This is a genomic window from Allobosea rubneri, from assembly GCF_032464875.1.
GTDB classification, from domain to species: domain Bacteria; phylum Pseudomonadota; class Alphaproteobacteria; order Rhizobiales; family Beijerinckiaceae; genus Allobosea; species Allobosea rubneri.
In genome coordinates this window covers 35,304-56,420 of the sequence record NZ_JAWDID010000031.1, presented here as the reverse complement: position 1 = coordinate 56,420, position 21,117 = coordinate 35,304, and the positions used below count along the sequence as shown (strand labels likewise).

Sequence of the window (21,117 nt, the reverse complement as noted above, 5' to 3'; positions counted from 1 at the left end):
TCGTGGTTCGCGTCCAAGCACTGGGAGCTTTGAAGGCTCGTAGGAGCGCTCGCCTCATCGGTTGTCCGACCAGAGCTAGCGTGTTCAAGGTCCACTACAATGCCGCACTACTTCTTCGACATCTTCAATGCCCAGTCCGACAGCGTCAATGTAGGCGGCCAAGATCTGGAGAATGACGACGCGGCGCGTAGCCTGGCGTTGCGCACTCTAGCCGAACTGGCCCACCAGCATATCCGCCGCGAGATGCTGTGCCGGAGCGTTCCCTGAAATGAAGACCCCGCCTCCCTCCGAACTCGTCGCGGAGTGGCCATTGCCGCCACTAGCGAGCCTCGGCTCGACAGTGAGGGCAATTGGTATCCAGCGCGAGCTTCGAAGGCACCTACCCTGGAAGATGCGTGGTTTTCTTCGCGTCGACGGCAACCAGGCGGTTCTGCACTTGCCAATCGAGGAAAAGGAGGCGTTCAGCGCGGCCTCGGCCAAGATCGCGACCGCTATTGAGGAGATCTCAGCTTACCCCGTGCTCCCTAGCGAAGTGGAAGACATTCTCGGAATCTCCTCTCGCGAGCGCCACAAATGGATGAAGCAGTCTCGGCTTAAAAGCGCTGGGACGCGAACAGTGAAAATGCGGGGGCGGGCCAAGGCGGTGACCTTTCACGTTTTCGATGCCCAGCACATTGAAGACATTCTCGATCGCGATCTCCCAACGATCTGGCGCCAAGAAGATGCCGCGATGAGCGCCGAGAACCGCAAACGCGCGGCCGCGAAACGTCGACAAACCAGGACACAGGCACGCAGCCAATCGGGTTGCGCTGGATCCGCTGATGACGCCTCCGGATCGAAGCTAGAGGGTTGGGATGTCTTCGCGGCAGAAGGTTTGCTTCGCGCCCCGAGGAAATAGCGAGTCTCGAGGTCGACCTCCCCCAGCGGTCCGCTGGAACCGTCGGTGCCCTGCCCCGTTTCGCGCTTATGGCTCGCGCGCTAGAACTCGATTGAACCAGTCGCCTTGCGGTCGCGACCTTCAACGTCAACAACATCAGAAGGCGGCTTTCAAATCTGCTGGATTGGCTCGCGCGGGCCCAGCCTGACATTGTCTGCCTTCAGGAGCTCAAATGCGCGGATCGTGCGTTCAAAGCCGCACGCCCGAGCGCGTCTCTGACTTCAACCGGGACCCGCATCGGTTGACGACGCAGCTTTGACCGGCTCAGCGGCGCCAGCCCGCGATCTCTTGCAACCTGCGCTAAAGCTCTGCGTTGTGAATCTATGCCCGATTGGATACCGGCGGCGGCCGACGACACACAGTCCTCACGCCGGAAACTTGCCGGACATCAGAGCCATCGGCGGCTCTATATTATTGAATTTTCTGATGAAATTGACCTCGAAAAGACGCCACTTCAAGGTGGTTATTCGAAAATGCTCATCAGCCAGAAGTGAGCCAACGGAGCAGGGCAATGTCAGCACGCGCGATAAGCTTCGTCGAGGAATGGGTTGCGGAGCGGATTCAGCCAAGTGTCTACCACGACGAAGAAAGCCCCGATGAGCGGAATAGCAATCTCGCTGAACAGCTGCTCCTTGACGCTTCCTCCGCGGGAATCCCCGAGGGAGAGATCGCGGAAGAGTATCCAGATCTCGCGGGTCAGATCGCTTCGGCAATGAAATCCGCCTTGAATGACGAGGAAACGCCCCGCGACAAGAAGGACTAAGCGTGGAGGGGAAGCTGATGGGTAACTTGGAGCGGGCCATCGAGATCGCCGCCGCCGCCGCCCATGCGGGCCAAACCGACAAGGCCGGCGCACCATACATCTCACACCCTCTTCGGGTCGCGCTCGGCTTTATTCGAGCCCGAGACGAAGAACGGGCGATCATCGCCGTTCTGCACGATGTGATCGAGGACAGCGCGATAACAGCTACAGAGCTCCGAGGTGAAGGCTTCTCAGAGGCAATCGTGGAGGCCGTCGAAGCCCTATCGCGACTTCATCCTCCGTGCTGCTGCGAACGAACTCGCCAAGCCGGTGAAGGTCGCGGATCTCAAGGACAACCTAAGTCACGCTAGTCTAGCAATGATACCGGCAGACAAGAGGTCAGAGCTGTTGGCAAAATATGAGGGTGCGTTGGAGGTGCTAGGAGCGGCCTGAACCTCAATTGCCCTTGTTAGGGTGAACCAGAACGTCCTTGTACTCAGGATGGCGCCTTGCCCAATCGGCGATGAACGAGCAGGCGGGAACGATCCGATCTCCGTGTTTGCGGGCATGATCGAATAGCGCCCCAGCAAGCTGCGAGCCGACTCCGCGGCCGCGCGCGGCGCGCGGCACCTCGGTGTGTGAAATAACCAGTGCTTTCTCAACTCATCGATAGATGGCGAAAGCTTCGCCATTAGCAATCGTCATGACGAACCGGTTATGGTTGGGCTCATCTCGGATGACGGGTGCTTCCATCAGGACTGTCTCCACGGCACGAAGCTTGACTACCAGTTGAACCTTGGCGCTCGGCGCGAGTTCCTCAGTGCTACAAGCCCGCGAGCGTCGCCGTCTCATTCCCCTCGAGTTCTATCGAGAGGCCTGCCAGGACGGAAACGGCAATCGGCACGCCGTCGTCTCGGTGCCCTTCCCAAATCTCGCGACAACCAGTTATGGGCTCTAGGACGGAACTCCGGAACACTTCGTCGACGATTGCCGACTTGAGATCGAAGCCACCAGCGCCGCGCGGTGCCTTTGACGCCCTGGCCTGCCGCTCTACGCGCGGCGAGGGCGCCGCCGGACGCGAGCAGCGCGCTGACGTGAGCGCGAGGGCGTCGAGCCGCGTCCTACGTTTCAGTCTCGCCGGCACAATATCCACGACCGATCCGGAACAAGGCGGCGCGCAACCGGTTCAGCCCGGCAGCGGGGGGAGCCCACAAACACGGGAGCGCCGGCATGGGCTGGTTTTCCAAGGACATTGCCAACATGGACGATCTCTTCGTCCATACGCTGCGCGACATCTATTATGCGGAGCATCAGATTCGCAGGGCCTTGCCTGACATGGTCGACAAGGCGACGAATGCGGATCTGAAACAGGGATTCCAGACACATCTCCGAGAGACGGAACAGCACATCGTGCGGCTCCAGGGGCTGCTGGGGTGGCGCTTTCGGAAATGGCAGCGGACGGCCCTTTGCGGTCGGAACTCACATTAACGGCATGGGACGAAGCTATGCTGGCGGGAGGGAGTGCTTTTCGATGAGTGGGACGCTCTTGGTCACGACGTAGGTGTAGTACCGTTCTATGCCAATCGCGGATTCCAGGAGCCGGTCGATCAGGCGCTGGTAGCTGTCGATATCGGGCGTGACCAGGCGCATGATGTAATCGATGCCGCCGCCGGTGGCGTCGCAGGCGACGATGGCCGGTTCCTTCGCCACGGCCTCCTCGAAGCGGCGAAAATCCGCCTGCTGATGGCTCTTCAGGCTGATCTCGACGATCACGGTCGTCCGCGGCGCATCGGGTTCGAGATCGACGATCGCGGTGTAGCCCCTGATCACGCCGGCTTCCTCCATCCGGCGCAGCCGCTCCCAACAGGCGGCCGGCGACAAGGCCACCGTCTCGGCGAGCTTGAGCTTGGTCATGCGGCCGTCGCGCTGCAGGGCCGCGACGATCTTCAGGTCGATCGGATCGAGCTTCATCTTCGGTGACCGCCCATGCATAATGTCATGATTTCCGCCTCCTAAGAACGAGACAATCTCATGTTCCGTCAAGCCGAACGGCCTTCCGGCAACAGGCTTTCCCCGATTGTGGAGAAGGCCGTCGAATGGCACCCGGTCCTGACGAAGCAGAAGGGCGCGACCAAGCATGCCGCGCTGACGGAGCGGATCATCGCCGATATCGACGCCGGCCTCCTGAAGCCGATGGATCGGATGCCGACCCATCGCGACCTCGCCTGCGAGCTCGGCATCTCCGTCCAGACGGTCAGTCTCAGCTACAAGGAGGCCGAGCGCCTCGGCTATCTCAGCGGCGAAGTCGGACGCGGAACCTTCGTCAGGAGTCGCGTCACCGAGCAGGCCGGCCGGCTGATGCTCGATCGCAGCCCGACCGAGGTCGTCGATCTCTCGATCGTGCGCGGCGTCTATCTCGATGCGCATGAGGCGGCTTCGCGCCAGGCGCTGGCGGCGCTGGCCGAGGGCGACACCAGCCCGTTCATGCGGCCGTGCCGGCCGATCGCCGGCCTCGACCGCCATCGCGAATCGGCGCACCTCTGGCTCGGGCCGCTCGGGGTCGAGACATCGGTTGAGCGCGTGCTGATCACCAATGGCGCGGCGCATGCGCTGTTCCTGGCGCTCGCCTGCGTGGTCCGCGCTGGCGACCTCGTGCTGACCGAGAACCTGACCGACCACGGCGTCATCGGCCTGGCCAATGTCCTCGGCTTCAGCCTCAAGGGCCTACCGACCGACGAGGAAGGCATCCGCCCCGATGCGTTCGAGGCGGCCTGCCGTGCCGGTGGCGTGCGGGCGCTCGTCCTCATACCGACGCTTAACAATCCAACCAGCCATGTCGCCGGTCCCGAGCGCCGCCACGCCATCGCCGAGATCGCGCAGCGCCATAGTGTCTTCGTCGTCGAGGACGAGGTCTACAAGCCGCTCATCCCCGGGCCGCTGCCGGCGATCACCGCAATGCTGCCGGATTTCGGCTTCTTCCTCACCAGCTTCACCAAGACGGTGCTGACCGGCCTGCGCGTCGGCTATCTGGTCGTGCCGCCGCAATACTCGATCCGCGCCGCCTCGATCCTGCGCGTGACGAGCTGGAGCGGCACCTATCTGCCGGCCGAGATCGCGACGCGCTGGGTCGAGGACGGCACGGCGCAAAGGCTGCTCGCCGTCCAGCGCGCGGAGGCGACGGCGCGCCAGCGCATCGTTGCGGAGACGCTCGGGAGCCATGTCGCCTCGAGCCATCCGCTCTCGCTCTGCGCCTGGCTCAAGGTGCCCGCGCATTGGACCGAGGACAGCCTGGTGCGTTCCCTCGCGGACCGCCGCATTGCCGTGACGCCCTCCGATCCCTTCGTCGCCGGCCCCAGCCATGGCGGCGGCATCCGCATCTGCCTTGGCGGGCGGATGAGCCATGAGCTGCTGGCCCGGACGTTGGCCACGGTGCGACAGACCTTCGAGCAGCTGCCGCCGGTTTTCGACATCGGTGCGATCGGCTGAAACTGCGGCGAGTGGCGCGGTCTTGTCGCGTCATTGCCATGGCGGGTGCGCCTTTCTCAAATTGAATCATGACAATATAATAATTGACATGAAATTTTCTCCCTCGCAGCATGACAAGCGAGGGAGACACGACGGTGACCAAACCGCGTCTTTTCACCGCGGAAGCAGAAAGCGCGACCGCGCAGTCCGCCGTCGTCGCGCTGTCCGGCATTGAAGCTGCCGCTGCGCGCATCGCCGGCCGGATCGAGCACACGCCTCTCGTCGCCTCCCCGTCCCTCAGCAGGCTCTGCGGCCAGCCCGTTCATCTCAAGCTCGAGACGCGCCAGCCGATCGGCGCTTTCAAGCTGCGCGGCGCGATGAACGCGGTGCTGGGACTGACTGATGACCAGCGCCGGCGCGGGCTCGTGACCGCATCGACAGGCAATCATGGCCGCGCCGTCGCCTATACGGCCCGCGAGCTCGGCCTTGCCGCCACGATCTGCATGTCGGCGCGTGTGCCTGCGAACAAGGTCGAAGCGATCCGCGCGCTGGGCGCCGAGGTCCGCATCGTCGGCCGCTCGCAGGATGACGCGCAGGTCGAGGTCGAGCGGCTGGTCGCCGAGCAGGGGCTTACGCCGATTCCACCCTTCGACGATCCCGAGATCGTAGCCGGCCAGGGCACGATCGGCCTCGAACTGGTCGCGGATCTGCCCGAGCTCGCCTGCGTGCTGATCCCGCTTTCGGGCGGCGGGCTCGCTGCCGGGATCGCCGTGGCGGTCGAGGCTCTTCGGCCTTCCACGCGGATCATCGGCGTCTCGATGGAGCGCGGTGCCGCGATGGAGGCGGCGATCGCCGCCGGCCGGCCCATCGATGTGGTCGAAGAAGAAACGTTGGCGGATTCGCTCGGCGGCGGCATAGGCCTTGCCAACCGCGTCACTTTCGCCCTGTGCCGCGATCTCATCGACGAGATCGTATTGCTCAGCGAGGCCGAGATCGCAGCCGGAATCCGCCATGCGGCGCTTGTCGAGAACGAGATCGTCGAGGGCGCCGGTGCCGTCGGCATCGCCGCCTTGCTCGCCGGCAAGGTCGAACCGCAAGGCCCGACGGCACTCATCATATCGGGCCGCAACATCGACGACGCCGCGCACCGGCGCATCGTCTCCGGAGCCTCCGCATGAGCCGCATGCTCGTTCTCACCGAAGCGGAACTGCGCGGCATCGTCGGGCTTGATCCGAGCGCGGTCGCCTGTGTCGAGGAGGCCTTCGCCGCGCTGGCGACCAAGCCGGTCGCCATGCCGCCGATCCTGCGGCTCGACATTCCCGAGCACCGCGGCGAGGTCGACGTGAAGACGGCCTATGTGCCGGGCCTCGACGGCTTCGCGATCAAGGTCAGCCCCGGCTTCTTCGATAACCCCAAGCTTGGCCTGCCCAGCCTGAACGGGCTGATGATCCTGTTCAGCACCCGCACCGGCCTCGTCGAGGCGCTGCTCCTCGACAACGGCTTCCTCACCGATATCCGGACGGCCGCGGCAGGAGCCGTCGCAGCGCGCCATCTATCCCGGTCGGATGCCGCGGTCGCCGCGATCTTCGGCGCCGGCATGCAGGCAAGGCTCCAGCTCGAAGCCTTGGCGCTGGTGAGGCCGATCCGCGAGGCACGGATCTGGGCGCGTGATCCGCGCAAGGCCAACGAAGCCGCAAACGAACTATCCCGCAAGCTCGGCTTTCCCGTCACCGCCGTAGCCGATCCTCAAGGGGCCATGCGCGGCGCCGACATCATCGTCACCACGACGCCGGCAGAGCGGCCGATCCTGATGGCGGACTGGATCGAGCCCGGCCAGCACATCACGGCGATGGGCTCCGACAGCGAGCGCAAGAACGAGATCGACCCGGCCATCTTCGCCCGCGCCACCTATGTCGCGGACCGCCTCAGCCAGACGCGCCGGTTAGGTGAGCTCGCCCATGCGATCCGCGCCGGTCTCGCTACGGCCGATCAGGCTTTCGTCGAGCTCGGCGAGATCATCGCCGGCCAGCGCCCCGGCCGGGCACGTGCCGACGAAATCACCCTGGCCGATCTGACCGGCACCGGCGTGCAGGACACCGCGATCGCCAATCTCGCCGCCGCCCGCGCCCGCACTGTCGGCGCCGGGCAGACCATCGACACCAAAACCGAAGCGGGAGACGCCGCGTGACCGTGACCTTGAATTTCACCCGCGAGGAATATGCCGAGCGCCTCGCTAGGACCCGCGCCGCCATGGAGCGGGCCGGCATCGAGCTGATGGTCGTCACCGATCCCTCGAACATGCACTGGCTCACCGGCTATGACGGCTGGTCGTTCTATGTCCACCAATGCGTGCTGGTGCCACCGACGGGCGAGCCGATCTGGTATGGCCGCAAGCAGGATGCGAACGGCGCCAAGCGCACCGCTTACATCGGCCATGACAACATCATCGGCTATCCCGACCATTATGTTCAGTCGACCGAGCGCCACCCGATGGACCTGCTGGCGGAGATCATCGCTGAGCGCGGCTGGGACAGGCTCTCGATCGCGGTCGAGATGGACAATTACTACTTCTCGGCGGCCGCCTTTGCCTCGCTGCAGAAGCACTTGCCGAATGCCCGCTTCAAGGATTCCGGCGGTCTGGTGAACTGGCAGCGCGCGGTCAAGAGCACGACCGAGCTCGACTATATGCGCAAGGCCGGCCGCATCGTCGAATTGATGCATCAGCGCATCGTCGAGGTGGTCGAACCCGGCATGCGCAAATGCGACCTCGTCGCCGAGATCTACGATTCCGGCATCCGCGGTACCCCTGAATTTGGCGGCGACTATCCCGCGATCGTGCCGCTGCTGCCCTCGGGCGCCGATGCCTCCGCTCCGCACCTGACCTGGGACGACAAGCCGATGCGTTCGGGCGAGGGCACCTTCTTCGAGATCGCCGGCGCCTACCGGCGCTACCATTGCCCGCTTTCGCGCACCGTCTTCCTCGGCAGGCCGACGCAGGCCTTCCTCGATGCCGAGAAGGCGACGCTCGAAGGCATGGAGGCCGGGCTCGCCGCGGCCAAGCCGGGCAATACCTGCGAGGACATCGCCAACGCCTTCTTCGCCGTGCTGAAGCGCTACGGGATCATCAAGGACAACCGCACCGGCTACCCGATCGGGCTGTCCTATCCGCCCGATTGGGGCGAGCGCACCATGAGCCTGCGGCCCGGTGATCGGACCGAGCTCAAGCCCGGCATGACCTTCCACTTCATGACCGGCCTCTGGCTCGAGGATATGGGCCTCGAGATCACCGAAAGCATCGCGATCACCGACACCGGCGTCGAATGCCTGTCCAATGTGCCGCGCCAGCTTTTCGTCAAGGGCTGAGGCGATGCTGACCGCTTCCCCCCGCCCCTCGCCGGTGACGCCAACGATCGATCTCTCGGCGCCGGGCGTCCGGCATGGCCATCTGCGCCTGCCCTATAGCCGCGACGACAGTGCCTGGGGCTCGGTGATGATTCCGATCTGCGTGATCGCGAACGGTCACGGGCCGACCGCGCTGCTGATCGGTGCGAACCATGGCGACGAGTATGAGGGACCGGCCGCGCTGTTCGAGCTGGCGCGAACGCTCGACTCGGCCGAGGTCTCGGGCCGGGTGATCATCCTGCCGGCACTGAACTACCCGGCCTTCCGGGCGGGGACGCGGACGTCGCCGATCGACAAAGGCAATATGAATCGCAGCTTTCCGGGTCGGCCGGACGGCAACGTCACGCAGAAGATCGCCGACTACGTCACGCGCCATATCGTGCCGCTGGCCGATATCGTCCTCGACTTCCATTCCGGCGGAAAGACGCTCGACTTTCTGCCCTATGCCGCCGCGCACGAGCTGCCGGACAAGGCGCAGGAGGCGCGCTGCTTTGCAGCGGTCGCCGCCTTCTCTGCGCCCTACTCGATGAAGATGCTGGAGATCGACGCCGTCGGCATGCTCGACACCACCGTCGAGGAAACGGGCAAGGTCTTCGTCACGACCGAGCTCGGCGGCGCCGGGACGGCGAGCGCGCGCAGCATCGGCATCGCCCGGCGCGGCGTGGTCAATCTGCTCAGGCACGCCGGCATTCTCGCGGGAACGCCCGAAATGGCGCCAACCCGCTGGCTCGACATGCCCTCGGCCGATTGCTTCACATTCGCGCAGGACGACGGGCTGATCGTCTTCGAGCACGATCTCGGCGAAGCCGTGCGCGCCGGCGAGGTGATCGCCCGGGTCTATCCCGTCGGAAAGACCGGGCTCGCCCCGGCCGAGTACCAGGCCGCGATGGATGGCGTCCTCGCCGCGCGCCATGTCCCCGGACTGATCAAGGCGGGCGACTGCCTTTCGGTGCTTGCCGTGCTGACGGAGGCGCCCTGACCCGTTCGGCCGGGCGACCGGTCCAAGCCAACCGCCGGCGCGAAGACGCCAGAGAAGCCGAAGCAATCGGCATGCGGAGAAACATCAACCAGAGGAGAATTGCAGATGCCGTTTCTGAAGATTGCGGGTCTCTCCGCCATTGCTCTCGCCGCCGGCCTGTCCGCTGCCGGCGCCACCACGCTCAAGGACGTCAAGGACCAGGGCTATATCCGCGTCGCGACCGCCAATGAGGTGCCCTATTCCTACATGAAGGATGACGGTACCTCGGCCGGCATCGGTCCCGATGTCGCCAATGCCGTGCTGAAGAAGCTCGGTGTCGCCGAGGCCAACTGGTCGGTCACGCCGTTCGGCACGCTGATCCCCGGCCTCAAGGCCAAGCGCTTCGACTTCGTCGCCGCCGAGCAGAACATCTCGCCGGAGCGCTGCAAGCAGGTCTCCTTCACCGAGCCGAACTCCTCCTATGGCGAGGGCCTGCTGGTGAAGAAGGGCAATCCGAAGAAGCTGACGACCTATGCCGACATCGCCAAGGACCCGTCGCTCAAGGTCGCGGTCGTCTCCGGCGCCAACAATATCGACTTCCTGCGCGCCGTCGGCGTCAAGGACAGCCAGGTGATCTTCATCACCGCCAACGCCGACGCGCTCGCAACCGTGCAGAGCCGCGCCGACGCCTATGCCGCGACCGAGCTCACCGTCGCCTCGCTGGCCAAGGGTCAGGCCAATGTCGAGCAGGTCGCGCCCTTCACCGATCCGGTGGTCAACGGCAAGCCGGTCCGCAATTTCGGCGGCTTCGCCTTCCGGCCCGAGGACAAGGAACTGCGCGACGCCTTCAACGCCGCGCTCGTCGAGTTCCGCAAGAGCGACGACTACAAGAAGATCCTCGGCACCTACGGCCTCTCGGACGCCAGCATCAAGGCCGCCGCCGAGCGCAAGGTCGAGGATCTCTGTGCCGGCAAATAAGTTCTGACAGACATCGCTTCGCCCGCCCCCCGCGGCGGGTGAAGCTCCACGCCTGTTCAACGCTGTCGCGGAGCCTGCCGGATGGAGTGGCTGTCCTATCTGCCCGCCTTGTCGCGCGGTGCCCTGATCACCGCCGGGATCACACTGTCGGCGATCGCGATCGGTGCCGTCGCCGCCTTCGCGGCCGGCATCGCTCGCGTCGAGGGCGGGCGCGTGCTCTCGCTGGTCGCGCTCTGCTACACCGAGCTGTTCCGCGGCACCTCGCTGCTCGTCCAGCTGTTCTGGTTCTATTATGCGCTGCCGCTCGTCGGGATCAGCTTCGAGCCCGTCGCGACCGGCATCCTGGTGCTCTCACTGCATGTCGGTGCCTATGGCTCAGAGATCGTCCGCGGCGCGTTGCAGTCGGTCTCCGTCCAGCAGCACGAGGCGGCACGGGCGCTGAATTTCGGCCGCGCCCAGACGCTGATCCACATCTCCCTGCCGCAGGCGCTGGTCGAGATGATGCCGGCCTTCGGCAACCTCGCCATCGAGACCCTGAAGCTGTCCTCGCTTGTCTCGCTGATCTCGATCGCCGACCTGACCTTCCGGGCGCAGTCGATCCGAAACCTCACCCTCGACAGCGCCGGCGTCTACAGCCTGACATTGGTCGGCTATTTCGCGATGTCGCTGGTGCTGATGCTGATCATGCGGCTGATCGAACGGCTTATCCGGCGCGGCGCCGCCTTCCCGCGCGCGGCGCATTCGTGAGGGGCCGCGCATGATGTACGGCTTCGAATGGGATACGACGACGCCGCTGACCTACGCGTCCTCGATCCTGCCGATCATCCTGATCGGGCTCACCGTGACCTTGCAGGCCGCCGTGGCCGGGTTTGCAATCGCGCTGGTTCTCGGCCTCGTCTTTGCGCTGCTGCGGCGCAGCCGCATCACGGCCGTATCCTGGACGACGGCCATCGTCGTCGAGTTCCTGCGGGACACGCCGCTCCTGGTGCAGCTCTTCTTCCTCTATTACGTGCTGCCGGACTACGGCATCACCCTGCCGGCCTTCCTCACCGGAGCGCTTGCGCTCGGGCTGCAATACTCGGCCTACACCTCCGAGGTCTATCGCGGCGGCATCGAGGCTGTGCCGCGCGGGCAATGGGAGGCGGCGACCGCGCTGAACCTCTCCCGGCTGCAGACCTATCGCGACATCGTCGTGCCGCAGATCGTGCCGCGCATCCTGCCGGCGATGGGCAATTATCTCGTCGCCATGATCAAGGAGACGCCGGTGCTCTCCGTCGTCACCGTCCTCGAGATGATGGGGCTCGCCAACATGATCGGCGAGCGCACCTTCGAATATCTCGTGCCGCTGACGCTGGTCGGCCTGATCTTCCTCCTCCTCACGCTGATCTGCTCGGCCGGCCTGCACCGGCTGCAGAAGGCGCTGCCGAAAGCAGGGATCCCGCTGCGATGACCGAGACTTCCCAGCCGCCCATCATCGAGTTCGCCGGCGTGACCAAACGCTTCGGAGCGCTGACCGTGCTCGACGATTTCAACTTCAGCGTCGCCCGCGGCGAGAAGGTCACGCTGATCGGCCCGTCCGGCTCGGGCAAGTCGACGGTGCTGCGCATCCTGATGACGCTGGAGCCCTTTCAGGAGGGCCGGCTGACGCTCGCCGGCATGCCCTATCACGAGCCGAATGCCGGCGGCCCGTTCAAGGCCTCAGACGGGCATCTGCGCCAGATCCGCAGCCATGTCGGCATGGTCTTCCAGAGCTTCAACCTGTTCCCGCACATGACCGTGCTGCGCAATGTCGTCGAGGCGCCGGTGCGGGTGCTCGGTCTGCCGCGTGGCGAAGCCGAATGCCGGGCCGTCGACCTGCTCGCCATGGTCGGGCTCGCCGACAAGAAGGACCATTTTCCCGCCCAGCTCTCCGGCGGCCAGCAGCAGCGCGTCGCCATCGCCCGCGCGCTCGCCATGCGGCCGCGCGTGCTCCTCTTCGACGAGCCGACCTCGGCGCTCGATCCGCAGCTCGTCGGCGAGGTTCTCTCGGTCATTCGCGGGCTCGCCAGCGAGCACGACCTCACCATGCTGCTCGTCACCCACGAGATGCGCTTCGCCCGCGAGGTCTCCGACCGGGTTTGCTTCTTCGACAAGGGCCGCATCTGCGAGCAGGGCGAACCGGAACGCATCTTCAGCGCGCCCGAGCAGCCGCGCACGCGCGAATTCCTGGCCTCGGTGCTGGGCTGAAGCGGCGCCGACGATCTATCGGCACCGCCCCGAACTTCCGAGACTGTCTCGGTGCGCAGCCGGCACTTCGAAGACAGTCTCGCCAGCCTTCCGCCTAGCCTCGTCGTCAAGCGACGGAGGATGGTCATGAACGCAATGACGAGCACGGCAAGACGGGAAGCGACGATCGCGAAGCCGGCCGAGCATCCCGGCCTCGCGCGCCTGACCGATCGCCGTCTCTTGCGGCAGCTTGCCTATGTCGGCGGGCGCTGGACCGCCGCCCCGGATGGCGAGACCTTCCTGGTGACCGATCCTGCGACTGGCGGCCTCGTTGCGCAGGTCGCAGCGCTCGGCGCGACCGAAGCGACGCAGGCGATCGACGCGGCTCACGCCGCCTTCCCAGCCTGGAAGGCGCTGCTGCCGCAGGAGCGTGCCGCGCTGCTGCGGCGCTGGCATGCGGCGATGCTGGCGGTCGCCGAGGACCTCGCGCTGCTGATGACGCTTGAGCAGGGCAAGCCGCTGGCGGAATCGCGGGGCGAGATCGCCTACGCCGCCGATTTCATCGCCTATTACGCCGAAGAGGCGCTGCGGGTGAACGCCGAGGGCGTGACCAGCCATCTCCCGGGCGCGCAGATGTCGTTGTCGCGCGAGCCGGTCGGCGTCGCCGCCCTGCTGACGCCCTGGAACTTCCCCTCCGCCATGCTGACGCGCAAGGCTGCGGCCGCGCTCGCCGCCGGCTGCACCGTGGTCGCCCACCCGTCCTCGCATACGCCGCTCTCGGCGCTGGCGCTGGCCGAGCTCGCCGACCGCGCCGGGCTGCCGGCCGGCGTGTTCAATGTGGTCACCGGCGAGGCCGCGCCGATCGCCGAGACCTATTGCGCCGATACGAGGGTGCGCGCCGTCAGCTTTACCGGCTCGACCGAGATCGGCCGGATCGTCGCCCGCAATGCGGCCGCGACCGTCAAGCGCGTGGTGATGGAGCTCGGCGGCCATGCCCCGCTGATCGTCTTCGACGATGCCGATCTCGACCGAGCCGTCGCGATCGCCATCGACGCCAAGTTCGCGACCTCCGGACAGGATTGCCTCGCCGCCAACCGGATCTATGTGCAGCGCGGCCTTTACGAGCGCTTCTGCACCGCCTTCGCCGAGAAGACCGCGGCGCTGCGCGTCGGCTCCGGCCTGGAAGAGAGCATCGAGATCGGCCCGCTGATGCATGCGGCCGCCAAACGCAAGGCCGAGGCACAGATCGTCGATGCGCTGGCACGCGGCGCGAAACGGCTGACGCCGGAGCGTGCCATGCCCGGCCCGCTCTTCCTGGCGCCGACTGTGCTCGCCGATGTGCCCGACCAGGCGCTGATCATGCGCGAGGAGACCTTCGCGCCGGTCGCCGCCATCGCGCCTTTCGACAGCGAGGACGAGGTCATCGCCCGCGCCAACGACAGCGAATACGGCCTCGCCGCCTATGTCGTGACCCGCGACGGCGCTCGCGCCGCACGAATGGCCAAGGCGCTCGACTACGGCATGGTCGCGGTCAATCGCGTTAAGATCACCGGCGCGCCGATCCCCTTCGGCGGGACGAAGCAGTCCGGCCTCGGCCGCGAGGGCTCGCGCCACGGCCTCGAGGCCTTCACCGACCTCAAATATGTCTGCCTCGACCTGAACTGAGGCGCCACTACCCGTTTTCGCGAAGGATCATTATCATGCTCGACCAGCCCGCCCGCACCGACAACGAACTGGACGCCTGGGACCGCGACCACTTCTTCCATCCCTCGACGCATATGGGCCAGCATGCCCGCGGCGAGACGCCGAACCGGATCATCGCCGGTGGTGAGGGCGTCTACATCGTCGATCGTGACGGCAAAAAGAGCCTCGACGCTTTCGCCGGGCTCTACTGCGTCAATGTCGGCTATGGTCGGAAGTCCATCACTGACGCGATCGCCGAGCAAGCGGCGAAGCTGCCCTATTACCACGCCTATGTCGGCCATGGCTCCGAGCCCTCCATCAGGCTCGCCAAGATGGTGGTGGAGCGCGCGCCCAAGGGCATGAGCCGGGTCTTCTTCGGCCTCTCCGGCTCGGATGCCAACGAGACCAATCTCAAGCTGGTCTGGTACTACAACAACGTCCTGAAGCGGCCGGAGAAGAAGAAGATCATCTCGCGCTGGCGCGGCTATCACGGCTCGGGCGTGATGACCGGCAGCCTCACCGGCCTTTCCGCCTTCCACAATCTCTTCGACCTGCCGAAGGCGCCGGTCCTCCACACCGAGGCGCCCTACTACTACCGCCGCGCCGACCGCAGCATGAGCGAGGAGCGGTTCTCGCAGCACTGCGCCGACAAGCTCGAAGAGTTGATCCAGGCCGAGGGGCCGGAGACGATCGCCGCCTTCATCGGCGAGCCCGTGCTCGGCACCGGCGGCATCGTGCCGCCGCCCACCGGCTACTGGGCGAAGATCCAGGCGGTGCTCAGGAAATACGACATCCTGCTGATCGCCGACGAGGTCGTCACCGGCTTCGGCCGCCTCGGCAGCATGTTCGGCTCCGACCATTACGGCATCGAGCCGGATCTCATCACCATCGCCAAGGGCCTGACCTCGGCCTATGCGCCGCTCTCCGGCGTCATCGTCTCGGAGAAATTCTGGCGCGTGCTGGAGCAGGGCTCGGACGAATACGGCCCGATCGGCCATGGCTGGACTTATTCCTCGCACCCGCTCTGCGCGGCCGCCGGCGTCGCCAATCTCGAACTGGTCGACGAGCTCGATCTCGTGCGCAATGCCGGCGAGGTCGGCGCCTATTTCAACGCGGCGCTGAAGGATACGGTCGGCGGCCATCGCCATGTCGGCGAGGTCCGCGGCGAAGGCCTGCTGGCGGCGGTCGAATGCGTTCGCGACAAGGATGGCCGCGTCTTCTTCGACGCGTCGCAGAAGGTCGGCCCGCGCATTGCCGCAGCCCTGCTGGAACAGGGCGTCATCGCCCGCGCCATGCCGCAGGGTGACATCCTCGGCTTCGCGCCGCCGCTTTGCCTGACGAGGCAGGAGGCCGACCAAGTCGTCGATGCGACGCGGCGTGCCGTGGAGGCCGTGACAAGCGCACTGTAGCCAAATCGACCATGGGGCCAGGGAAGCCGATTCCTTTCGTCGGCTCGTATCGTCAAGCGTCGCCCCCTTCACGAAGCGCCAGTCCGATGTTCCAGCACAGGATTGCTGGCGGCACAGGTGGCCCAAGTTTTGGCATCGCTCCTATTCTCCGCGCTGACCGACTGCGCAGTTGAAAAGAGCACGGTTGTCAGTGGCCGGCGCGAAATGCAGCATCGATATAGGCCTGCTGTTCGTTGTAACTGTCGGAGCTGACGCGCGGCCGCCAAACGTCGGCCCCGGGCGCAGGCAAGCAGTCGATCAGGTTGCGCTGGCTCCGCCTGCGGACCGAAACTGGAGGGCCGGGACGTCTTCGCGGCAGCAGGTTTGCTGCGCGACTACCCCAGACACTCCATGGCATAGCGCGCCTTGAGGGCCTCTCTCCGGAGCACCTCCGCGAGGCGCGACGGGGCCTTTTCGAGGTCCTCCGCGTGGATGCCTTGCAGGATCAGTGGCACGTCGAGGCCGTAGTCGTTGGCGCCCTTAACGTCGGTCATGAGCCCGTCGCCGATGGCCAGCACTCGTTTGCCGCCGAGCATCTGTCGGAAAGCGGGCCAGCCGTTATTCAGATTTCGCCTGCCCCATGACGCGCGCCGCGAGGTCGCGTTCGAACTGGTAGGCGGTCCAGAGGCTCTCCTCGTCCTCACGGTTGAGGCAATCCTTGATCTCGGCGCGCAGCCGGCCCTTGATCAGCCCGGCCATGTCCTGTGCCAGCGCGATGGCGGCATCCAGCACCTGAGCCGGCGTGTCGGCGAGCTGCTGAACGAGGCCGATCTGGTGGGCGCGCTCGCCCGAGAGCGGTTGGCCGGAATAGGTCAGGAGCCGCGCCTCGCCCTGCGAGAGCACCTCGCGCACGATGCGATAGCCGCCGAAGGCGCCGACCTTGACCTCCGGCAGCGCCAGTCGTGCATCAGGCGTCGCCAGTCGGATGTCGCAGGCGCAGGAGAGCATGAAGCCGGAGCCCATCGCCGCGCCGTGGATCGCGGCAATGGCGGGGATCGAACTCTCGCGGACGGCGCGCATGCCGCCGCAGACCGCTCCTGTTCCGGCGAGCGTCTGTTCCGGCGTCAGCGCTGCGAACTCGCGAAAATCATTGCCACCACAGAAATGCTTCTGCGGCAAACCGGTGAAGACCATCGCCGCGATTGCCTCGCTTTCCAGCTGCGCGATGATCCCCGGCAGCGTGCCCCAGTTGGCGAAGCTGACGGCGTTGACCGGCGGGTTGTTGAAGCGGATGACGGCGATCTCGCCGTCGCGCTCGACATCGAACATCGTTCAGCCCCGGATCGCGTAGGAAGGCGTACGCTTTTCAAGGAAGGCGAGCGCACCTTCCTTGGCCTCGGGCGTGCGCCGGACAGCAGCCGTCAGCGTGCATTCAAACTCGTAGCCTTCCTTCAGCGTCATGAACTCCGTGCGATTCAGGCCCTGCTTGGCGAGGCGGATCGCGGGGGGGCTCTTGCTGGCGATCTCCTCCGCGAGCGCCATTGCGGTCGGCATCAGTTCATCGGGGGAGACGACCTGATCGACGATATGGGCCTGCAGCGCTTCCGCTGCCGAGAGCCTGCGGCCGGTATACATCATCAGCCGGGTCATGCCCTGGCCGGCGAGGCGCATGACATGACGGGAGCCGCCGAGCACCCCGACATCGATCTCCGGCAGCGCGAAGCGGGCCTTCTCCGAGGCGATGCGGATGTCGCAGAGCGAGGCGAGCACGATGCCGGTCCCGACCGCCCCGCCATTGATCGCGCCGATGATCGGCACGGGGCAGTCATACATCGCGTTGAAGGTCAGGCGAACATGGGCGAGATATTCGGTCGCCTGGTCGAAATCGAGATCGACGAAGTCGTTGACGTCGTTGCCGCCGCAGAAGACTTTGCCAGCGCCGGTGAAGACGGCGACACGCATCTGCTTGTCCTCGCCGAGGCGGTGGAAGGTACGGCGCAACTCGTCATAGACCTCGAGGCTGACCGCATTGGCGGAGGGACGATCGAGTGTCACCACTGCGAGGCCGCGATCGGCCGATACCTTCACGAACTTGTTCTCGTAGCTCATCACTCAGTTCCTCTTCTTGCCGAGATAGCTGTCTTGGATGGCGCTGGAGGCCATGATCTCGCTGGCGCGGCCATCGGCCACGCAGCTTCCTGTCTCGAGTACGACAGCATGCCGCGCGATCATCTGGGCGAGCGCCAGATTCTGCTCGACGAGCAGGATGGCGACCCCGGTCTCCGCGATGCGGTTGACCGCATGGGCGACCTGCTCGACCGCCTTGGGCGCGAGGCCCTGGCTAGGTTCGTCGAGCAGCAGCAGGCGCGGGCGGGACATCAGTGCGCGCGCCAGCGCCAGCATCTGCTGCTCGCCGCCGGAGAGTAGCCCGGCGCGCTGGCCCTCACGTTCAAGCAGGATCGGGAACAGGCCGAAGGCGGTGTCGTAGTCGCGCGCGGCCGGTTCGCCATGGACATAGGCCCCAAGGCGAAGATTCTCGCGCACGGTCATTTCGCCGAAGACCTGCCGGCCCTCCGGTACCAGCGCGATGCCGCGCCGGACACGGTCGGCGGAAGAGAGCCGCGTGATGTCCTCGCCGTCGAGCCGGATCGTCCCGGCGCGAACCGGGATCAACCCGGTGACAACGCGGCAGAGCGTGGTCTTGCCGGCGGCGTTGGCGCCCATCACCACGGTCGGGTCGCCGGCCTCGACCGAAAACCCGAGCCCATGCAGCACTTCAAGGCGGTCATAGCCGGCGCGCAGGCCTTCAATCGTCAGCATCGGCTGCCCTCCGCCCGAGATAGACGTCGATGACCTTCTGCTCGGCCTGGCATTGCTCGGGCGTGCCCTCGAAAAGCAGCCGACCGCGGTCGAGCACGGCGACGCGCTGCGAGACATCCATCAGGAAGCGCACATTGTGTTCGACCAGCAGCACGGTGATGCCGGCCGCGTTCCAGCGCCGCACCAGCGCGCCGAGCCGCTCGACCTCGCCCGCCGTCAGTCCCACCGCAGGCTCGTCGAGCAGCAGCAGGCGCGGTTTCAGCGCCAGCGCCAGCGCGATGCCGAGATGGCGCAACGTGGCATAGGGCAGGTCGCGCGCCGTGCGGTCGAGCACGTCGCCGAGATTGCAGGCCTCGATCAGCTCGTCGATGCTGCCGGGATCGGGCGAATGCACCGTCGCGATGCGCAGGTTCTCGCGCACGCTCAAGCCCAGGAAGGCGCGCGTCTGCTGGAAGGTGCGCACTATGCCACGCCTGACCGTCTGCGCGATCGGCCAGGGGCCGCACGCGCCGTCAAAGACGATATGCCCGGCGGTCGGCGCGATCAGTCCCGAGACCATGTTGATCAGCGTGGTCTTGCCGGCGCCGTTCGGGCCGATCAGACCGAAGATCATGCCTTCGGGCACATCGAGCGAGACGCCGCCGAGTGCGACGACGCCGCCAAAGCGCGCCTCGATGTCGCGAATCTGGAGCAGGCTCATGGCTCGCGCCCCCCGCCACCGATACGCCGCGCCGTACGCGAGATCAGGCTGGCGATGCCCTGTGGCGCGAAGATGATGAAGATCAGCAGCAACACGCCATAGGCGAGCAGGCTCAGGGTCGCGGCGACGCGCAGCCCTTCCGGCAGGGCCGTCAGAAGCGCCGCGCCGAGGATCGGCCCCCAGAGCGTGCCCATACCGCCGACGACGACAAGCGCGACGAGCTGGAAACCTGTACCGAGCACGGTGAAGCTTTCCGGCGCGATGAAGGAGGAGATCGAGGCGAAGAGCGCCCCCGCCAGCCCCGCGAAGACAGCGCTGAAGGTGAAGGCGGCCAGCCGTGCCGAGGAAACACGGATGCCGAGCGCCTGCGCCAGCGTCAGATCCTCGCGGACGGCGAGGCATTCCGCACCGAGCCGCGAGCGCACGAAGAGCAAGGCGCAGATGAAGGTTACGAGCAGCAGGGTGAGCGCCAGCAGCGCGTAATAGGTCGTGGCGCGCACGGCGAGCCAGCCCGGCTGTTCGGGGCCGGGAATGCCGACGAAACCGCCGACGCCGCCGGTGAGGTTCGGCAGCACCAGAAAGAGCTGATGGCCGATCAGCCCGATGCCGAGCGTCAGCACGGCGAAGTAGAGCCCACGCGTGCGGAAGGCCAGCAGCGCGATCAGCGCGCCCGCCGCTCCCGTCAGCGCGCCGCAGAGCGGCAACACGACCCAGAAGGACAGGCCGTAGCGTGAGGTCAGCAGGGCGCAGGCGTAGGCGCCGAGGCCGTAAAGCGCGCCATGGGCGAGCGAGAGATAGCCGGTGAAGCCGAGCAGTATGTCGAAGGCGACGGCGAGCGTGGCGAAGATCGCGCCGATGGTGACGACATAGACGAAATAGTCGTTGAGCGTCAGCGTGCCGGCTGCGGCGAGGGCGAAGGCGATCGCGGCAATCGCCACGGATTTGTGGAGCGGCATGGCGATCATGTCAGCGCTCCACCTGGGCACGGCCGAACAGGCCTTGCGGCCGGACCAGCAGTACAAGGACGAGAATGGCGAAGGCGCCGATGTCCTGGAGCTCGCTGGCGATGTAGCCGGCAACCAGCACCTCGGCGACGCCGAGCACCAGCCCGCCGAAGATCGCGCCCCACAGGCTGCCGATGCCGCCCAACACGAGCACGACGAAGGCCTTCAGCACGGGATTGACACCCATGCTCGGGTAGATCGGGAAGGTCGCGCCCAGCAGCGCGCCAGCAATGGCGCCAAGCGCGGCGCCCATGGCGAAGGTTGCAAAGCGGACCTGCGGCATCGAGATGCCCATCAGCATCGCGGCGTCACGGTTCTGGGCCGTGGCGCGGATGGCGAGGCCAAGCCGCGAGCGGTTCAGCACCAACCAGACCGCTCCGAACGCGGCCGCCACGCTCGCCATCACTACGAGCTGCAGCTGTGTCACCGCGAAGAAGGGCGTGCGGATGACACCGGTGAGCGGCGCGGGGATGGTGCGCGGCTCCGTGCCCCAGATCATGGTCGCGACCTGTTGCAGGATGATCGAGGCTGCGAGCGCGGAGATCATCAGGGAGAGCGCGGGTGCCGTTTCGATCGGCCGGAAGACCAGCCGATCGACGAGGCCACCCATCGCCATTATGCAGACCACCGAGACGAGCATCGCGAGCCAGAAATTCAGTCCGGCCGCGACGAGCGCGTAGGTGATGAAGGCGCCGAGCATGTAGAACTCGCCATGCGCGAAGTTCGGGATCAGCAGCACGCCGAAGATCAGCGTCAGCCCGAGCGCGACGAGCGCATAGGTCGAGCCCAGCGCCAGCCCGTTGACGAGCTGTTGAGGCAGGAGTTCGAGCATGGC

The 21,117-nt window shown here is 66.0% G+C and carries 24 protein-coding genes and 2 pseudogenes; 17 read left to right on the top strand and 9 right to left on the bottom strand.

Annotation, left to right across the window (positions count from 1 at the left end):
- Positions 1 to 99: 99 nt before the first annotated feature.
- The 5 genes and pseudogenes from RKE40_RS18985 to RKE40_RS18965 all read left to right on the top strand — a co-directional run bounded on the left by RKE40_RS18985 (position 100) and on the right by RKE40_RS18965 (position 2,050).
- The gene (locus RKE40_RS18985; RefSeq protein ID WP_316019781.1) at positions 100 to 267 is read left to right on the top strand and encodes a DUF6894 family protein; all 168 of its coding nucleotides are present in this window, start codon (positions 100 to 102) and stop codon (positions 265 to 267) included.
- Between the two features lies 1 nt (position 268).
- Positions 269 to 898, top strand: coding sequence for a hypothetical protein (locus tag RKE40_RS18980; protein ID WP_316019780.1), 630 nt, complete (start codon positions 269 to 271; stop codon positions 896 to 898).
- Between the two features lie 125 nt (positions 899 to 1,023).
- A pseudogene (locus tag RKE40_RS18975) lies at positions 1,024 to 1,182 on the top strand (endonuclease/exonuclease/phosphatase family protein); the annotation flags it as partial.
- A gap of 266 nt (positions 1,183 to 1,448) precedes the next feature.
- Positions 1,449 to 1,700, top strand: coding sequence for a DUF768 domain-containing protein (locus tag RKE40_RS18970; protein ID WP_316019779.1), 252 nt, complete (start codon positions 1,449 to 1,451; stop codon positions 1,698 to 1,700).
- Between the two features lie 17 nt (positions 1,701 to 1,717).
- Positions 1,718 to 2,050: an HD domain-containing protein gene (locus RKE40_RS18965; RefSeq protein ID WP_316019795.1), complete on the top strand. Its 333-nt coding sequence runs from the start codon at positions 1,718 to 1,720 to the stop codon at positions 2,048 to 2,050.
- A gap of 85 nt (positions 2,051 to 2,135) precedes the next feature.
- Here the strand turns inward: RKE40_RS18965 and RKE40_RS29785 are convergent, their stop codons facing one another.
- Positions 2,136 to 2,324: a GNAT family N-acetyltransferase gene (locus RKE40_RS29785; RefSeq protein WP_390893443.1), complete on the bottom strand. Its 189-nt coding sequence runs from the start codon at positions 2,322 to 2,324 to the stop codon at positions 2,136 to 2,138.
- A gap of 585 nt (positions 2,325 to 2,909) precedes the next feature.
- Between RKE40_RS29785 and RKE40_RS18960 the strand changes: the two are divergent.
- Positions 2,910 to 3,101 (top strand): annotated as a pseudogene (locus RKE40_RS18960) (YciE/YciF ferroxidase family protein); the annotation flags it as partial.
- A gap of 81 nt (positions 3,102 to 3,182) precedes the next feature.
- Here RKE40_RS18960 and RKE40_RS18955 read toward each other — a convergent pair.
- Positions 3,183 to 3,650 (bottom strand): Lrp/AsnC family transcriptional regulator, encoded by a 468-nt coding sequence (locus tag RKE40_RS18955; protein ID WP_316019778.1) that lies wholly within the window; start codon positions 3,648 to 3,650, stop codon positions 3,183 to 3,185.
- A 60-nt stretch (positions 3,651 to 3,710) separates the two neighbouring features.
- On the opposite strand from RKE40_RS18955, the gene ehuR reads away from it, so the two are divergent.
- From ehuR to RKE40_RS18900, 11 genes are all read left to right on the top strand, one after another.
- A complete protein-coding gene (ehuR, locus tag RKE40_RS18950; protein ID WP_316019777.1) occupies positions 3,711 to 5,165 on the top strand; it encodes a MocR-like ectoine utilization transcription factor EhuR in 1,455 nt (484 codons plus the stop codon).
- A 134-nt stretch (positions 5,166 to 5,299) separates the two neighbouring features.
- The gene (gene eutB, locus RKE40_RS18945; RefSeq protein WP_316019776.1) at positions 5,300 to 6,322 is read left to right on the top strand and encodes a hydroxyectoine utilization dehydratase EutB; all 1,023 of its coding nucleotides are present in this window, start codon (positions 5,300 to 5,302) and stop codon (positions 6,320 to 6,322) included.
- Positions 6,319 to 7,332, top strand: a complete 1,014-nt coding sequence (gene eutC / locus RKE40_RS18940) for an ectoine utilization protein EutC (protein WP_316019775.1) — start codon at positions 6,319 to 6,321, stop codon at positions 7,330 to 7,332. Before eutB ends, eutC begins: the two co-directional genes overlap by 4 nt.
- A complete protein-coding gene (doeA, locus tag RKE40_RS18935; RefSeq protein ID WP_316019774.1) occupies positions 7,329 to 8,507 on the top strand; it encodes an ectoine hydrolase DoeA in 1,179 nt (392 codons plus the stop codon). Before eutC ends, doeA begins: the two co-directional genes overlap by 4 nt.
- 4 nt (positions 8,508 to 8,511) lie before the next feature.
- A complete protein-coding gene (gene doeB / locus RKE40_RS18930; RefSeq protein ID WP_316019773.1) occupies positions 8,512 to 9,525 on the top strand; it encodes a N(2)-acetyl-L-2,4-diaminobutanoate deacetylase DoeB in 1,014 nt (337 codons plus the stop codon).
- Between the two features lie 105 nt (positions 9,526 to 9,630).
- Positions 9,631 to 10,482: an ectoine/hydroxyectoine ABC transporter substrate-binding protein EhuB gene (gene ehuB / locus RKE40_RS18925; RefSeq protein WP_316019772.1), complete on the top strand. Its 852-nt coding sequence runs from the start codon at positions 9,631 to 9,633 to the stop codon at positions 10,480 to 10,482.
- Between the two features lie 81 nt (positions 10,483 to 10,563).
- Positions 10,564 to 11,229, top strand: coding sequence for an ectoine/hydroxyectoine ABC transporter permease subunit EhuC (gene ehuC, locus RKE40_RS18920; protein WP_316019771.1), 666 nt, complete (start codon positions 10,564 to 10,566; stop codon positions 11,227 to 11,229).
- A 10-nt stretch (positions 11,230 to 11,239) separates the two neighbouring features.
- Positions 11,240 to 11,932: an ectoine/hydroxyectoine ABC transporter permease subunit EhuD gene (ehuD, locus tag RKE40_RS18915; protein WP_316019770.1), complete on the top strand. Its 693-nt coding sequence runs from the start codon at positions 11,240 to 11,242 to the stop codon at positions 11,930 to 11,932.
- On the top strand, positions 11,929 to 12,708 hold the full coding sequence (gene ehuA, locus RKE40_RS18910) for an ectoine/hydroxyectoine ABC transporter ATP-binding protein EhuA (protein ID WP_316019769.1): 780 nt from the start codon (positions 11,929 to 11,931) through the stop codon (positions 12,706 to 12,708). Before ehuD ends, ehuA begins: the two co-directional genes overlap by 4 nt.
- Positions 12,709 to 12,843: 135 nt before the next feature.
- Positions 12,844 to 14,352, top strand: a complete 1,509-nt coding sequence (locus RKE40_RS18905) for an NAD-dependent succinate-semialdehyde dehydrogenase (protein ID WP_316019794.1) — start codon at positions 12,844 to 12,846, stop codon at positions 14,350 to 14,352.
- 35 nt (positions 14,353 to 14,387) lie between these two features.
- Positions 14,388 to 15,779: an aspartate aminotransferase family protein gene (locus tag RKE40_RS18900; RefSeq protein WP_316019768.1), complete on the top strand. Its 1,392-nt coding sequence runs from the start codon at positions 14,388 to 14,390 to the stop codon at positions 15,777 to 15,779.
- Positions 15,780 to 16,153: 374 nt separating this feature from the next.
- Here the strand turns inward: RKE40_RS18900 and RKE40_RS18895 are convergent, their stop codons facing one another.
- Genes RKE40_RS18895 through RKE40_RS18865 form a run of 7 tightly spaced genes read right to left on the bottom strand, consistent with a single transcriptional unit; the run spans position 16,154 to position 21,114 of the window.
- A complete protein-coding gene (locus tag RKE40_RS18895; protein WP_390893435.1) occupies positions 16,154 to 16,354 on the bottom strand; it encodes an HAD hydrolase-like protein in 201 nt (66 codons plus the stop codon).
- A 22-nt stretch (positions 16,355 to 16,376) separates the two neighbouring features.
- The gene (locus RKE40_RS18890) at positions 16,377 to 17,087 is read right to left on the bottom strand and encodes an enoyl-CoA hydratase/isomerase family protein (protein WP_316019767.1); all 711 of its coding nucleotides are present in this window, start codon (positions 17,085 to 17,087) and stop codon (positions 16,377 to 16,379) included.
- A gap of 3 nt (positions 17,088 to 17,090) precedes the next feature.
- Positions 17,091 to 17,867, bottom strand: coding sequence for an enoyl-CoA hydratase-related protein (locus RKE40_RS18885; RefSeq protein ID WP_316019766.1), 777 nt, complete (start codon positions 17,865 to 17,867; stop codon positions 17,091 to 17,093).
- 3 nt (positions 17,868 to 17,870) lie between these two features.
- Complete coding sequence (locus tag RKE40_RS18880; protein WP_316019765.1) at positions 17,871 to 18,578, bottom strand: ABC transporter ATP-binding protein; 708 nt, start codon at positions 18,576 to 18,578, stop codon at positions 17,871 to 17,873.
- Entirely contained in the window at positions 18,565 to 19,278 is a 714-nt protein-coding gene (locus tag RKE40_RS18875; protein ID WP_316019764.1) for an ABC transporter ATP-binding protein, read from the bottom strand. Before RKE40_RS18875 ends, RKE40_RS18880 begins: the two co-directional genes overlap by 14 nt.
- A complete protein-coding gene (locus RKE40_RS18870; RefSeq protein ID WP_316019763.1) occupies positions 19,275 to 20,243 on the bottom strand; it encodes a branched-chain amino acid ABC transporter permease in 969 nt (322 codons plus the stop codon). The genes RKE40_RS18875 and RKE40_RS18870 overlap by 4 nt, the downstream gene beginning before the upstream one ends.
- Position 20,244: 1 nt before the next feature.
- Positions 20,245 to 21,114, bottom strand: coding sequence for a branched-chain amino acid ABC transporter permease (locus RKE40_RS18865; RefSeq protein ID WP_066474670.1), 870 nt, complete (start codon positions 21,112 to 21,114; stop codon positions 20,245 to 20,247).
- Between the last annotated feature and the right edge of the window lie 3 nt (positions 21,115 to 21,117).